Annotated in this window: 14 protein-coding genes and 1 pseudogene; 8 read left to right on the plus strand and 7 right to left on the minus strand. The window is 60.1% G+C overall.

Annotation, left to right across the window (positions count from 1 at the left end; all coding sequences use genetic code 11):
* Nucleotides 1-433 precede the first annotated feature (433 nt).
* From ACMGE0_RS29985 to ACMGE0_RS29995, 3 genes are all read left to right on the plus strand, one after another.
* Entirely contained in the window at nt 434-754 is a 321-nt protein-coding gene (locus tag ACMGE0_RS29985) for a hypothetical protein (protein ID WP_436819547.1), read from the plus strand.
* Nucleotides 755-779: 25 nt separating this feature from the next.
* The gene (locus ACMGE0_RS29990; RefSeq protein WP_436819548.1) at nt 780-986 is read left to right on the plus strand and encodes a hypothetical protein; all 207 of its coding nucleotides are present in this window, start codon (nt 780-782) and stop codon (nt 984-986) included.
* A 478-nt stretch (nt 987-1464) separates the two neighbouring features.
* Nucleotides 1465-3357, plus strand: a complete 1893-nt coding sequence (locus tag ACMGE0_RS29995) for an AI-2E family transporter (RefSeq protein WP_436819601.1) — start codon at nt 1465-1467, stop codon at nt 3355-3357.
* A gap of 737 nt (nt 3358-4094) precedes the next feature.
* Here ACMGE0_RS29995 and ACMGE0_RS30000 read toward each other — a convergent pair.
* Nucleotides 4095-4823, minus strand: a complete 729-nt coding sequence (locus ACMGE0_RS30000) for an HXXEE domain-containing protein (protein ID WP_436819549.1) — start codon at nt 4821-4823, stop codon at nt 4095-4097.
* A gap of 160 nt (nt 4824-4983) precedes the next feature.
* Here ACMGE0_RS30000 and ACMGE0_RS30005 point away from each other — a divergent pair, with 160 nt between their 5' ends.
* From ACMGE0_RS30005 to ACMGE0_RS30025, 5 genes and pseudogenes are all read left to right on the plus strand, one after another.
* Nucleotides 4984-5268, plus strand: a complete 285-nt coding sequence (locus ACMGE0_RS30005) for a DUF6766 family protein (RefSeq protein ID WP_436819550.1) — start codon at nt 4984-4986, stop codon at nt 5266-5268.
* Nucleotides 5269-5291: 23 nt separating this feature from the next.
* Nucleotides 5292-6263 carry a quinoprotein relay system zinc metallohydrolase 2 gene (locus ACMGE0_RS30010; protein WP_436819602.1) on the plus strand — a complete coding sequence of 324 codons (972 nt, stop codon included), beginning with the start codon at nt 5292-5294 and terminating at the stop codon, nt 6261-6263.
* An 8-nt stretch (nt 6264-6271) separates the two neighbouring features.
* The gene (locus ACMGE0_RS30015; RefSeq protein ID WP_436819551.1) at nt 6272-7108 is read left to right on the plus strand and encodes a quinoprotein dehydrogenase-associated SoxYZ-like carrier; all 837 of its coding nucleotides are present in this window, start codon (nt 6272-6274) and stop codon (nt 7106-7108) included.
* Nucleotides 7109-7119: 11 nt separating this feature from the next.
* Nucleotides 7120-7710: a rhodanese-like domain-containing protein gene (locus ACMGE0_RS30020; RefSeq protein ID WP_436819552.1), complete on the plus strand. Its 591-nt coding sequence runs from the start codon at nt 7120-7122 to the stop codon at nt 7708-7710.
* 108 nt (nt 7711-7818) lie between these two features.
* Nucleotides 7819-8033: pseudogene (locus tag ACMGE0_RS30025) on the plus strand (IS481 family transposase); the annotation flags it as partial.
* A gap of 1 nt (nt 8034) precedes the next feature.
* Here ACMGE0_RS30025 and ACMGE0_RS30030 read toward each other — a convergent pair.
* From ACMGE0_RS30030 to ACMGE0_RS30055, 6 genes are read right to left on the minus strand one after another with little or no spacing between them, the layout of a single operon-like run.
* The gene (locus ACMGE0_RS30030; protein WP_436819553.1) at nt 8035-8919 is read right to left on the minus strand and encodes a ribokinase; all 885 of its coding nucleotides are present in this window, start codon (nt 8917-8919) and stop codon (nt 8035-8037) included.
* Between the two features lie 14 nt (nt 8920-8933).
* On the minus strand, nt 8934-10739 hold the full coding sequence (locus ACMGE0_RS30035) for an ABC transporter ATP-binding protein (RefSeq protein WP_436819554.1): 1806 nt from the start codon (nt 10737-10739) through the stop codon (nt 8934-8936).
* Between the two features lie 3 nt (nt 10740-10742).
* Entirely contained in the window at nt 10743-11678 is a 936-nt protein-coding gene (locus ACMGE0_RS30040) for an ABC transporter permease (protein ID WP_436819555.1), read from the minus strand.
* Nucleotides 11678-12652, minus strand: a complete 975-nt coding sequence (locus tag ACMGE0_RS30045) for an ABC transporter permease (protein ID WP_436819556.1) — start codon at nt 12650-12652, stop codon at nt 11678-11680. Before ACMGE0_RS30045 ends, ACMGE0_RS30040 begins: the two co-directional genes overlap by 1 nt.
* Entirely contained in the window at nt 12649-13632 is a 984-nt protein-coding gene (locus tag ACMGE0_RS30050) for a nucleoside hydrolase (RefSeq protein ID WP_436819557.1), read from the minus strand. The genes ACMGE0_RS30045 and ACMGE0_RS30050 overlap by 4 nt, the downstream gene beginning before the upstream one ends.
* On the minus strand, nt 13629-14588 hold the full coding sequence (locus tag ACMGE0_RS30055; RefSeq protein WP_436819558.1) for a nucleoside hydrolase: 960 nt from the start codon (nt 14586-14588) through the stop codon (nt 13629-13631). Before ACMGE0_RS30055 ends, ACMGE0_RS30050 begins: the two co-directional genes overlap by 4 nt.
* Nucleotides 14589-14616 lie beyond the last annotated feature (28 nt).

The following is a 14616-nucleotide window of genomic DNA, read 5'->3' on the forward strand; positions in this document are numbered from 1 at the left end:
TGCGATCAGGCGCATAGACATAGACGACGCCCGGCGGATCGGCTCCCTGCCATGGTCGGTCATCGCGAGCGTATGCCTTTTCGCCGCTCGGGGCTGCCGTATTCTGAAAATCCCCGCTTGGTTCGGTAGGTCGAAGCTTGTCGCCGGCCATGGCTGTTCTCGAAAGGGCTTCAGAACGCGGAAATGCGGCGCATGAGCTCGCGGTTCCATGATCGACATTGGCGGTTTCGGAAACAGAAAGGGCGCTCAATCCTATGGGGAGCGCCCTTTCTTCAGCCGCGACAGCCTCGAACGCCGACGAAGATCGCCGAGCAGGAGGCCATCGATACGGGAAGTGAGCCGTAGATGCGGTCGAAGCTGCCGATTTCAAGTGGTGTGCGCGTGGATGGATTGCTAATCAGCCACAGCTGATGAACAGCCCGAGTCGGAGGAAATGGTGGTGACGGAACAAACGCGGCGGTCAATCGCACAGCGCGTCATCGCGAGAGCGCGCGCTCGGGGAACGCCGATCGACGGCGATCCCGAATACATGACCATTGTCAAGATGTGGATCGCGGGAGAGATCAGCGTCCAGGAGATGCGCCAGCGCTATATCGCCCTGCTGCAGGAGCGCGCTCGGACGTTTCGCGCCCGGGCGGTGGATCATCCACCAATGTCCATGACCGAAGACGGGCAGGCAGAAGAGCGCTCGGCGGTCAACGAGGTGAGCAAGCAAAGCGATCAGGAAGAGATTTCAGAAAAGGCACCCCGCTAAGGGCGGGGTCGTCGGGCGTGATCAGATGGCCATCACGCGCCGTTCGAGCCGGCTGGAGACCTGGCCTCACCTCCCAGACAGCCATGACAGCCGGCATATCCATGCGGCCGTCCGTATCGGCGGCGGAGACTTCATGACAGTTGCACTCGGAGGCGGCAACAAGGCAATAGAAGACATCGAGGCAGGCCTGCTGCCTTCGGCAAAGACCGCACTAGATGAACCGGTGTGGTAGGCAAAGGCAACGATGACGGCTAGGGCAGCTGACGTCTGATACCAGCCGCCCCTGTGAAACGGGCCGTACGGCAACTAGCAGTTACGCACTTTCACAGTTTTCCAAGAGCTATGATCCGGTTTAGAGACATGGCTGATCTCGCTGGTCGGCCATTTTCGTAGCGTTTTGGACAAATGGGCGTGGAATAGGGCAAAATCGACGCCATCATCCTCAGAGATCGCATTAGCCGGGTTAGTCGCCAGCTAGGACTGGATTCAAGATCTGACATGGGTTCCTCGCGCAACCGCCGCTATGCCAGGTGTAACCAGGAAGGAAATCACCATTGCCAAGTCCTGCCGGCGCGCTACCTGCACGAGACTGAAGGAACATCCAACTTTAGCCTTCTTCGGTCGACATCTGGGTAACGGAGGCGGGTTTGAAAAACGACGTCGGCGCTCCTCGTCGCCTCTATTCCATTTCACCAGCGTCCCCCTCGCGTATGCCCGCCTTTGCGACCGTGCTCGCGGTCGTTGCCATCCTCTATTTTGCCAAGGAGGTGCTCCTTCCACTGGCGATCGCGGTCCTCTTGACGTTCGCCCTGGCGCCCATCTCGTCCCGGCTTCGCAAGTTTGGCCTTCCTCGTATTGTTGCGGTCGTGACGACCGTCGTGCTTGCCTTCCTTGTCCTCATCCTGTTCGGACTTGTCGTGGCGGGACAGATTGCCGAAGTCGCGCAAAATCTGCCGGCTTATCAGGATAACATCATCGGAAAGATTCGCTCCCTCCAGGAGAGCGGAACCGACAACGGCATCGTGCAGCGCCTGACCTCGGTCGTCGAAAGCGTCGGGCGGGAAATCAACAATGCCGGGCAGAACCAGGCTGCTCCAGGTGCGGTTCCCTCGAGAGAACCTATGCTCGTCGAGATATTCGCGCCGAGCCGGCCGATCGAAACGCTCACCAACCTCATCAGCCCGCTGCTCGGCCCGATCGCCTCGCTGGGCCTCATCGTCGTCGTCGTCATTTTCATGCTTCTGGAGAGGGAGGAGCTTCGGGATCGCTTCATCCGTCTCGTTGGCTATGGTGACCTGCATCGCACGACCGAGGCGCTCCAGGAAGCCGGCAGCCGTGTTGCTGTCTATCTCCTGATGCAGTTGGTCGTGAACTGCGCCTATGGAATCCCGCTGGCGCTCGGCCTGTGGGCGGTCGGCATCCCCAACGCCGTGCTATGGGGAATGCTGGCCATCGTACTTCGGTTCGTTCCCTACATCGGCCCTGTCATAGCGACGGTGCTGCCGCTCTTCTTGGCCTTCGCCGTCGATCCGGGCTGGAGCCTCGTTCTTTGGGTCGCGGCAATCTTTCTCGTGCTGGAGCTGACCAGCAACAACATTGTCGAACCCTGGCTCTATGGTTCGCGCACCGGGCTTTCTCCGCTGGCCATCATTGTCGCGGCGATCTTTTGGGCATGGCTGTGGGGACCGGTAGGCCTCATCCTGTCGACGCCGCTGACCGTGTGCCTTGCGGTGCTGGGCCGTTATGTCCCGCAGTTCGAGTTCCTCGAAGTCCTGTTTGGTAGCGAGCCGGTGCTTGATCCCAAGGAACGGCTTTACCAGCGGCTTCTGGCTGGGGATCCCGACGAGGCTACTGACCAAGCTGAGGAGATGCTCGAAGAAGATTACCTCGAAGACTACTACGGCAAGGTCGCCATTCCTGCTCTTCTGCTGGCTGAACAGGACCGTCGAAGAGGCGTCCTAACCGCAGAGCAGATGGAGCACGTATACGAAACGGCGACGACGCTGGTCTCGAACCTCGAGGACATCGCACAGGAGGAAGAGCAGGAGGAGGACGACGGAAGTGAGGCGACGGGCGAGATCTCCAAGGCTCCTAGTGAGGAGGAAAATAGCCGTGATGAAGAGGATCTGCCGGACGGGACAGGCAGGACCATCGTCTGTCTCGGCGGCAGAGGCCCTCTGGATGACGCCTCCGCGGCGATGCTCGCTCAGGTGCTTCAGGTACAAGGAGCCGAGGTCGTGGCAGCAAGACACTCCGACGTCGCCAATCGCCGAAGCCGCGATCTCATTCCAAAAGAAGCCAACGCCATTGTTGTCTGCTTCCTGAACGAGGACTCTGCCAAGCATGCGGGCATACTTGTGCGCCGCTTCAAGCGCATGTACCCCACCTCACGTGTGGGGGCGGTGCTGTGGCCAGACAGTGAGGAGGAACGACCATTGCCGGCGTTGACGGAAGCGGACTTTACAGCCTTCACTTTGACCGACGCCGCCCGCGAGGCACTGTCCGGCGAAGCGCCTTCGTCATTGGCACGCCCGCGAAAGATCCAGATCCGCACACGACCTACGGCAAGGACGGTCATTGCCCGCGTAGAGGCCGACACATAGGTCCAGGGAGACATAGTCGTCGCCATTTGTAAGTGGGGTGGGGTTGTGACCACCGTGCGCGGCAGGCCGCATAAGGCCAGTTTAGAAAACCCAAGACTCCCGAAAACTGGAGGGAAATTGCGGTTCAAGTCACTTTTATGGAGGTCTTTCCAGCGTCCTCGGGGCAGCCCCAATGACGGTGATTTCCTCTTATCGGGAAGGATGCGTCGAGGCGGCGATACGCAAGTCCCGAGAACCCATACCAGCTTGCCCTCCTCTTCTGCTTAAAGAAAGCGAACGAGTTTCTGCGTTCACGAAATGATCAAGGGGAATGCCCCATTGTCTGCTAGTCCCGCAGTCCTCGCGAGAAACCCGGACGCGGAAAGGAAGATCTGGAACTTGGGTTTCGAAGGATCACCGCCGGTCAACATTATTTACAGGCGGCTGGAGCAGCCATGCCGGATTTCGAAATAACTTCGTCTCTAAACAAGCGAATAGGCGCTGGCCTTCAACTGGCAGATTTGATCGCACGTCCAATAGGTCTGCGAATTTTGCGCCCGCAACAGCCGAATAGGGCATTCGACATCATCCGGCCAAAGATCTGGACGGGGCCTCAGGATCAAAGCTCTTTGCATGGCGTGAAGGTCTTTCCCTGAAAAGCGAAAGGCCCAGTAAACGGCTCTCACGTTGCAGAGGCGGACGTTCACCTTGGGAACACCAAAGCGGGCATTCGCGATTAGGCCCGCGCCGGGCCTGGGTCAGTTGGTTTGCGGGCTTGAGATCAGTGCCCCATTACTCCACCGCTCACCAAGCCACAGGAGGAGCATCAGCAGGAAGGGATTCACTAGCTGCGGCAAGACGACCACGGCCGTGCTCAAGCCAAAATTGAGGAACAGCAACAGAGGGGCCGCCAAAACGATGTGAACAATGATCCCGCCAGCCAAAAGAGGTGCGAGCGCGCCGTAGCTCATTCGGCCTGGACCGAAGCAGGCGCGGATAATCCAAACGGCCAGAGCCGCGAATAGTAATGAAGTGAAAAATCCTCCACCGAAGTTACCCCCAAGCGCGGCCGCCATATGTACCGGGGCGTTGATGATTATAATGCTGTAGACAGAAAGCCCGACAAGCGGGTGTCGTCTGCTCAGTAGGGCTGCAATGGGAGCCGCGACCCAAAACGCAGTTACATTGACCGCAAGGAAAAACACAGGTGGGATCGGGCAGTTCGGATATGGCGGCAAACCGAGCTGTGCGCAAATCATGCCCGGAAATGCATGGAACGTCCCAAACAGATCGATGCCGTATTCTTCCAAGTTGTGAAGCAGATAGGCCGCCATCCCGAGCCAGGATAACCACACCCAGTCATGCCATCGCGAGCGGCTTGGATCGCTCCGAAGACGGTCAGTTGCAATAAGCAGAACCACCAGGACGATTGCGCCAACGCCGCCAATCCAAGGAAAGGCGATGTCGAACCAGTGCCAGTAATACATGGCGCCTCCGGGAACAACAGATCGAATCCAACTCCGGTGATGCCAGAGCGTTATCGCACCTCGGACCGAAATTGGCCCGTGTCAATACCTGACAGGTGAATTGCACCCGAGAACCATCCCTGGAATGTCTCCGTTACAGGCGTGATATTCGGGAGTTAACATGCAGCAGCACTCGTTGTGGCGGACTTGCAGTTACGCCGGGATCAACCTTGCGTTTTTCGCTTTCAGCCTCGTGGGGCATTGGCTGTTCGGCTGGTTCGCCTTTGTTCAGGAACAGGCCGAACACGGTCAGCCGGTCGAAATCTCCTCCTATGTCGTGGAAATGCTTCGCGGCACGTTCGAGAACTGGCAATCGGAGTTCCTGCAACAGCTGTGGCAAGTAGGTGATCCCGAGGTTGCAAGCTTCCCTTTGAATAGTAGCGTTATGCGCGACCTATCCGGTTGAGACGCAACATGCTAATCTCCGGCATGTTGACCGATCAAGTTGAATATGCCGGACGAACCGCCGGCCGCCTTCGCCTCAGGCGGCGTGAAGCCCTGGCGCTCGGTTTCTGTCTATGCTGTCTGCCAACGCGTGGTTCTGCTGCTCAATCTTTTTCGTTGAAAGAGGTCGGGACGGGTATCTTCATCCGTCAAGGACCTCACGAGGAAGCGACGCCGGCAAATGATGGCGGCATTGCCAATATCGGCTGCATCATCGGACGCGACGAGGTGCTCGTAACCGATCCCGGAGGGAGCCTGGCAGACGGGCAATGGCTTCGCTCGGAGATCAGGAAACGAACCGACAACCCGATCCGATATGTCGTGATGACGCACGTCCATCCCGATCACTGCTTTGGTGCTGCGGCCTTTGCCGAAGAGCAGCCGGAATTTATCGGCCATCATGCTTTGAGGCCCGCCCTCGACGCGCGGGGAAGTTATTATCGTCAGCGTCTTGCCGAGGTTCTTGGGCCGGAGAAGGTAGGCGGCATCGTGTATCCCACACGAGAGATAGTAGATGTCGGCGAAGTTGATCTCGGCGATCGGGTTGTCCGGTTTACCGCGCATGACATCGCGCACACCGATTGCGACCTGTCGATGTTCGATACATCCACGGGAATGCTGTTTCCCGCGGATCTGCTTTTCGTTGATCGCGTGCCTTCGCTGGATGGAAGCCTGCCCGGGTGGCTGACAGCAATCGAGCGGCTCAAAGGCGTTGGTGCTGTCCGCGCAGTGCCGGGTCATGGGCCGGCGATGGTGGAGTTCGGAGCGGCCATGTCAAGACAGGTGCGCTATCTTACTGTTCTGCGCGATCAAACACGCAAGGCGATCGCGCAGGGCATCGGGATAGATGAGGCCCGCCGAACTGTCGCTGCGGGAGAAGCCGAAGGCTGGGCGCTGTTCGACGACTATAATGGTCGCAACGTCATTCAAGCTTACAAGGAGCTTGAATGGGAGTAGTATGATGAATGGAGAAGGAGGAGAACATCATGCAGATACTGCGACGTGTTTTTGCGGCCGGTCTGATTACGGCCATCTGCGCCTGGCCGGCTCTCGCCGCGGAATCCTCTCAGGCCGATGCTAAGCGCGAGGAGCGCTGGCAGCTGATTGCCGATTACCTCTTCGACGGCCGGGACGTTTTTCCGACCGATTCATTAATCAAGATCGATGCACCAAAGCGCGCGCAGGATGCTGCGCTCGTTCCGATCACTCTGACGATGCCTGAAAAGGACAAGATCAAATCGGTCTATCTTGTGATCGATGACAACCCTGCGCCGCTTGCCGCTCACGTTACCTTCGGGCCGGCCGCGGATTCCAGCACGCTGCAGTTGCGTGTTCGGATCGACACTTACACAAACGTTCACGCCGTTGCCGAGACGACAGACGGAAAGCTGTTTTCGACTGTTGCTTTCGTCAAGGCTTCGGGTGGCTGCTCGGCGCCTGCCGGACCTAGCGACGCGGAAGCGATGAAGGGGATGGGGGAAATGAGGATGAAATTTGCGGAGAATGTGCAGCAAGGCAAGCCTGCCGAAGCAACGCTTTTGATCCGCCATCCGAACTTCAACGGAATGCAGATGAACCAACTCACCCGGCTTTACACGCCCTCGCGTTACATCGACAAGATGATTGTCTCCTACGGCGACCAGGCCGTCCTGGAGATTTCAGGCGATATTTCCCTGTCCACAAATCCGGTGATCGGCTTTAATTTCGTGCCGGCTGGCGACGAGGCGATGAAGGTGGTTGCGTCCGACACCAAGGGAGGCCGTTGGGAGCAGAGTTTCAAGGTGCCTCCAGTCACGAATTGAGGGGTGGGGGCATGTCGGGCCTGATTGGAGCCCTGGTGAGGGCCGCCGCCTCACTGACGGTCATATTGTTTCTGACGGCGGCGGGCACGCAATTGTCCAGAGCCGAGCAGCCAGAGCCGGATGGCTTGTGGACCGGGCCGATGCGGGGGGAGACCCCGAAGACGCTCAGCGGTGCCACCGTCATCGATCTGGCAGGCCTTGAGGCACTCATGCAAAAAAATCCGGTGCTTCTCGATGTCGGCCCTGCCGACAAGAAGCCGGATGATTTTCCCAAGGATCGGCTTTGGCTGCCGACCCATCGCTCCGTCCCGGGGGCGGTATGGCTTCCAAGTGCTGGAGCCGCGTCTTTCGAGGCCGGGCAAGAGGAGGTTTTTCTTCGCCGCGTGAAGGAGTTGACACAAGGTGACAGCTCAAAGCCCATCGTCACCTTTTGCCGGCCCGAGTGCTGGGGTAGTTGGAACGCTGGCAAACGGCTGGTGATGAATGGTTATACTGGTGTTCACTGGTTCCCTGACGGCATCAACAGCTGGCGGGAGGTTCACGAGGTGGTGCAAGTCGAGCCGGATGGAGATTGGCAGACAGAACCGGCCAAAAAGCACTGAACGAGGCTCGTCCATATCTCACCCTCTTCCTGCGGGGGTTTCACAGGGGGCCTGCAGTTGGTCAATCGCACACGACTGCGAACCGGCGTACTCTTACAATTCAATGCCAAGAGGATGCACCGAACCATTAAGGATGCCACCGTCAGGCGCTTCCACTACGAGAGGCACGACCAACTCCGCCGGCTTCGTTGCCGCCTACAACTTCTGCCGTAGGCTCAAACCACTCGAGGGCCTCACCCCTTACGAATTTCATCTGCAAGGCATGGGCGTCGCAGCCCGAACGCCTCATCCTCAATCCGCTCCACCAGATGCCGGGACGAAACATTAAGAGACAGAATATATCCGCTCCGTCTCAGTCCGAAATGGAATGCTGGACTGACTTCCGGGGCGGGAACAGGCAAGGCCTGCTGCCGTTGCGGCTCTCCGCATGGCAGCCTCGAGTGGCATTCCGCGGTCCAGTCCCGATGCCAAAACGCCAACAAAGCAATCTCCGGCTGCCGTCGTGTCCTTGACCTCGATGGAGATGGCGGGAACGTGAATGACTGCGCCATCGACGCAGGCTTCCGCCCCGTTGCCACCGAGCGTCCTGAGCACTCCCGTACTCAATCGCTCCGACAACTCCTGCGCCGACGATCCGCATTCCAGCCACGCTGCCAGCGCTTCCGCCTCGTCTTCATTGACGACGATCAGATCGCAGAGGGAAAGAACATCGTGGGCCAGTAGGAAGGCCGGAGCGAGGTTGAGCACAGACTTGCCGCCTGCCTGCCTGACACGCCGGATCAGCTTTTCGACCTCACGCACGTCGTTTTCCATCTGCATCAGGATGACGCTGGCGCGACGGATGAGCTCGTCGTCCACTGCATCCGCAGAGGCCGCCAGATTGGCCCCTGCAGCGACCGCGATCATGTTGCGGCCCTGGCCGTCGATAAAGATCGAGGCGCAGCCGGTCGGCTCGGGAACACGGGCGACACGGCTAACGTCTGCTGTCTGGACAAGGTTCTGCATGCCGATCGCGGCCAGAGCGTCCCTGCCCACAGCACCCGCCATCACGACGTCGGCGCCGTCGCGTGCCGCAGCGAGCGCCTGATTGGCCCCCTTGCCGCCGGCTTCCGTTCGAAAGCCGGCGGCAAGCAGCGTCTGCCCCGTCTGCGGCATCTCTGCGACCGAAAAGACGAAATCGACATTGATCGAACCGAAAGTGACGATCACCGCATGCGCTCCCGTTACGCGACCTGGAAAAAGTGCCCCTCGCCGGCTTGCCTGTAACGGCGCTGCGGCGGCACATAGTCGGCCGCGCGGAACGGGCTCTTGATTTCGTCGTTCGAGATCCGTCGCGCCCGCGGGCGGGAAGGATCGGCTATCGGCACCGCCGCCATGAGGCGCTTCGTATAGTCGTGCTGCGGGTTCTCGAAGACGGCTTGCCGCGGGCCGATTTCGACGATCTCACCGAGATACATGACGGCCACGCGATGGCTGATCCGCTCCACCACCGCCATGTCGTGGGAGATAAAGAGATAGCCGAGGCCGAGTTTCTCCTGCAGGTCCAGCATGAGATTGATGACCTGCGCCTTGACGGAAACATCAAGCGCGGAAACGGCCTCGTCGGCGATGATCAGCTTCGGTTCGAGAGCGAGAGCGCGAGCGATGCAGACGCGCTGGCGCTGGCCGCCGGAGAACTCGTGAGGGAAGCGGTCCGCCATCGATGCCGAAAGGCCGACGCGCTCAAGCAGATCGCCGACCCGCTCTTTCGCCTCGGCCGCAGTTGCCAAGCCATGCGTCACGATCGGTTCGGCAATCGCCACACCGATGCGGATGCGTGGGTTGAGGCTTTCGAACGGGTCCTGGAAGATCATCTGCGCTTCCCGGCGGATATCCGCCAGTTCCGACTTGCCCGCATCGAAAACGCTCTTGCCGTCGATCCGGACTTCACCACCGGTCGCGTCGGTCAAACGGATGATCGAGCGGCCCGTCGTCGACTTGCCGCAACCGGACTCCCCAACAAGCGAGAGCGTCTCACCCTGCCGCAATTCCAGCGAGACGCTTTCGACCGCGTGAATACGGCCGACGGTCTTGCGCAGAAATCCCTTCTTGACCGGGAAACGGGTCACAAGATTATCGACTTTGAGGATCGGCGCGGCATCGTGCTTGACCGTGTCTTCGGTCGGCTTCACCGGCTGGATCTCGCCCGTGGTCATGTCGACATGCGGGAACCGGAGCGGTCGTTCCAGGCCCGTCATCGAGCCTAGCTGCGGTACGGCGGACAGGAGCGCGCGGGTATAAGGGTGTTTCGCCGCGGCGAAGATATCGCGGGTGGCCCCGGTCTCGACGGCATTGCCGCGATACATCACCATCGTCCGGTCGGAGATTTCGGCGACCACGCCCATGTCGTGAGTAATGAAGAGGACGGACATGCCTTCCTCTTCCTGCAGCGTCTTTATGAGCTCGAGGATCTGCGCCTGGATGGTCACGTCGAGCGCTGTCGTCGGTTCGTCGGCGATCAGGAGCTTCGGGTCACAGGCGAGCGCGATCGCGATGACGACGCGCTGGCGCATGCCGCCCGAAAAATTCATCGGATATTCGTTAAGGCGCGATTTTGCCGATGGAATGCGGACCTTTTCCAGAAGCCGGACCGCCTCGCCTTCCGCTTGCGCGTGCGACATGCCGCGATGCTGGACGAGCACCTCGGTAATCTGCTTGCCGATCTTCAGCACTGGATTGAGGCTCGTCATCGGCTCCTGAAAGATCATGCCGATGCGGTTGCCGCGAATGGATTGCATCTCCTCGAGCGGCAGGTCGAGCAGATTTCTACCATCGAAGTGGATATTGCCGGTCACGCGCGAATTGCCCGGCGACAGAAGCCGCATGATCGACATGGCCGTGACGCTCTTTCCGGAACCGGATTCACCGACGACAGCGACCGTCTCCTTCGCACCGATGTCGAAGCTGACGTGGCGCACAACGTTGCGCCATTCGCCGCCGACGCGAAACGAGGTATTGAGGTTGGAAATCGAAAGTATCGGATTGGACATGGCTCAGCCTTCCCGCCGGGGATTGAGAATGTCGCGCAGGCTGTCGCCGATCAGGTTGATGGCGACGATGAGCAACAGGAGGACGAAGCCGGGAAAGAAACTGATCCAGTAGTCGCCGGACAGCAGATATTCGAACCCGTTCGAGATCAGCAGGCCGAGCGACGGTTCGGTGACCGGCAGGCCGATCCCGAGAAAGGAGAGCGTCGCTTCCAGCATGATGGCATAGGCGACGCGCATGGTCGCCACGACAATGAGCGGCGGCAGGCAGTTCGGCAGGATATGCCGAAAGAGAATGCGCCGGTCGGGAAGCGCCATCGAGCGGGCGGCATCCACATAGGCGCGCTTGCGCTCCACCAGTGCAGAGCCGCGGACCGTGCGGGCATAATAGGCCCATTGGGTGACGATCAGCGCCAGGATGATCTTGTCGACCCCCTGCCCGAGGATCGCGAGGAAGATCAGCGCAATCAGGATTGCCGGAAAGCTGAGCTGGATATCGACGACACGCATCAGAAAGGAATCCAGGCGTCCGCCGGCATAGGCGCTCATCAGGCCGATCGAGGCTCCGATCACGAGCGCGATCGCGGCGCTCGATATACCGACGAGAATGCTTGTACGCAGCCCGTAGAGGATGGCGCTCAAGAGATCGCGACCCTGGTCGTCGGTCCCGATCAGATAGACCATCCCGTTCATGCTCTGCGAGCCTGGAGGCAAGCGGCCGTCGAGGATATCGAGTTGCGACAGATCGTAAGGGTTCTGGGGCGCGATCAAAGGTGCGAAGACGGCAGCCAGGATGAAGACCAGGACCAGCAAGATGCCGACAAGCGCCAGCTTGTCGTGCAGGAGGGCCGAAATCATCTGGCGAAACGGCGAACGCGACCGGCGTACCTCGCCGGCGCCGCCGGCATGGACCGAGGTCGCGGCATTGTTTTCCTGGCTCATCACGAATTCCCTTCAAGACGAACGCGCGGGTCGACGATCGAATAGAGGATGTCGACGAGAAGATTGATGATGCTGAACATCACGACGGTGATCATCAGGTAGGCGAGGATGACGGGGCGATCGAGGACCGCGATGGCATCGATGATGAGCTTGCCCATGCCCGGCCAGGCGAAGATCGTCTCTGTCACGACCGCGAACGCGATCAGGGAACCGAGCTCCAGGCCGATGACTGTGATCAGCGGGATGAGCGTGTTCTTCAGCACATGCACGAGCACGATCCGTCGTTCCGGCAGGCCTTTGGCGCGTGCAAAACGAACGAAGTCGAGCTGCATCGTCTCCAGCACGCCAGCCCGGGTCAGGCGGATGATGAGGGAGATCTTGAACAGCGCCAGATTCAGTGCCGGCAGGAGAAGGTGCGACAGGCCATCCAGCGTGAAGAGGCTGATCGGCACGCCGAAAATCGGCACCGCCTCCCCTCGCCCGGATGCCGGCAGCCATCCCAGCTGGACGCTGAAAAGCATGACCATCACGAGGCCGATCCAGAACGTCGGCAGGCTGAAGCCGAGGATCGAAAAGGTCATGACCGATTTGGCGACGAGGCTATTCGGCTTCAGGCCCGCATAGACGCCGAGCGGAATTGCGAACACGAGACCGATCACCAGCGCCACGAACGCAAGTTCGAGCGTCGCCGGCATCCGGTTGAGGATCAGCGTCAATGCCGGCTGGTTGAAGACGAACGAATTGCCGAGATCGCCCGACAGCGCGCGGGTCAGGAACAACCAGTATTGCTCCCAGACCGGCTTGTCGAGGCCAAAGGACTGGATGACCTGCAGGCGCTCCGTCGGGGTGGCCGTGGGGCTCAAGAGAACGTCGACCGGATTACCGACAAGATAGAGGCCTACGAAGACCAGCACCGACATCACCAACAGGGTCACAACCGTCTGGATCGACCGGCTCAAGAGGTATCCGCTCATAGATTTAAGCCTCCCGGCGTTTTTGGACCGGACGCAGCGCTCCCGTAAAGCGAGATGCGCTCGATCAGTAGATTGATGAACCCCGTTTCATCGACATCGGTCACCACGGTAGCGTTCGGCATGCGGTCCATCTTTTGGTAGAAATCGGCATAGGTATAACCCATCGTGAGGCCGGTTACCTGCGTGCCGACGGTTGCCCTGCGGCTTGTGAAAAGCTCCGGCCTGATCAGCCATGCGATCGTCGTCGCGTCGTGGATCGGCCCACCCGGTCGCCCGAAGCGCGCGACATCGCCGCGATCGAAGGTCGAGAAGAGGTTGTAGAGCGCATCGCCCCCAGCCCCGCCGCGGTCGCGCAAACTCTGGAAGTGCTCCGCGCTGAACAGTGCCTGGAACGTCATGTCAAGCGGCATCACCACGATCGGGGCGCCTGAGCGATAGACGATTTCGGCGGCGTGCGGGTCTGCGTAGATATTGAACTCCGCCCATGGCGTGCGATGGCCGAGCGCAGTGAACGCGCCGCCCATCGACACAATTTGACGGATGCCGCGCGCCACGTCGGGATGCTGGATGAGGGCGAGCGCGATGTTGGTCATCGGCCCGATGGCGCAGATCGTGATCGGTTCACCGGTCCCCGCGGCCTCGCGCGCTGAGCGGACGATGAAGCGAACGGCGTGCTCCTCAGCGGGTGTGATGCCGCCTCGGGCGACCAGCTCGTCGCTGAACGAGCCGATCCGGGCATATTTGCCAAAGACCTGTTCCCTGACGAGAGGGCCCGGCGCACCGGCATGGACGGCAACATCCGCGCGTCCTGAAACGCCGACGATCTTGCAGGCGTTGGTCAGGGCATCTTTCAACGGCACGTTTCCGGCGACGACCGACAGGCCAAGCACGTCAATCTCCGGCGATGCCAGCGCCATGAGGATGGCGGCGGCATCGTCGACACCCGGGTCCGCATCGATGATGATCCGGTGACGGTTCATGCGACGGCCTTTTCGGCATAGCGGGAAAGGCGATCGAGAAAGAGGTCGATGATCCTTTCGGCATCGACCTTGATCACGATGTCGGCATTGGGCTCGAGACCGCTCTTGCCATACCAGTCGGCGACCGTCTGCCCCATGCAGAGTTCGCTCTCGTGCTCGACGAACACGCGGACGCGTCGGGTTTCGAAGAGATGGGGCGCTAGCAGATAGGCGATCACCAGCGGATCGTGGAGCGGGCCGCCGCGCGATCCGTAGCGACGCACGTCATTGCGGTCCCAGAAGGCCATGAGTTCGGCAAGTGTCTCGGAAATACGGCCACTGACGCTCGAAAACTGCGCGACATGATCCGGCTTGAGCATGACCTGATGCGTTGCATCGAGCGCCAGCGCGACGATCGGGATGCCGCTCGAAAAGACGACATGCGCCGCATGCGGATCAGCCAGCACGTTGAATTCCGCTGTCATAGTGCGATTGCCGGCTTCGCGATAGGCACCGCCCATCATCACGATACGCTCGATCCCCTCGGCAATCCGAGGGGTCATCCGCAGCGCCACCGCCAGGTTGGTCATAGGACCGAGGCAACAGATAGTGATGCGCCTTTGCGAAGTCGCCGCGGCAGCCAGCGTGTCGATGAGGAAGTCTACGGCAGACCTGTTCTCAACCGTCTTCACTGGATCCGGCAGCACCGTATTGCCGAGCCCGGTCTTGCCGTGGAACTGACCGTAGATCGGCTCCCGCAGCATCGGCCGGAAGCATCCGGCATAGACCGGAATATCCGTCCTGCGGCCGAGTTCGCAGATCTGCAGGGCATTGCGAACGGTACGTTCAAGCGGCTGGTTGCCGCAAACAGGCGTGATGCCCAGTATCTCGAGTTCCGGCGAAACGAAAGCAGTCAGGAGCGCGATCGTGTCATCGATCCCCGGATCGCAGTCAACGATGATCGGAATTGGATTCATTTCAAAATCGCCTTTGGATTGTCGGTCA

It is taken from the genome of Neorhizobium descurainiae (genome assembly GCF_051400715.1).
Classification (GTDB): domain Bacteria; phylum Pseudomonadota; class Alphaproteobacteria; order Rhizobiales; family Rhizobiaceae; genus Neorhizobium.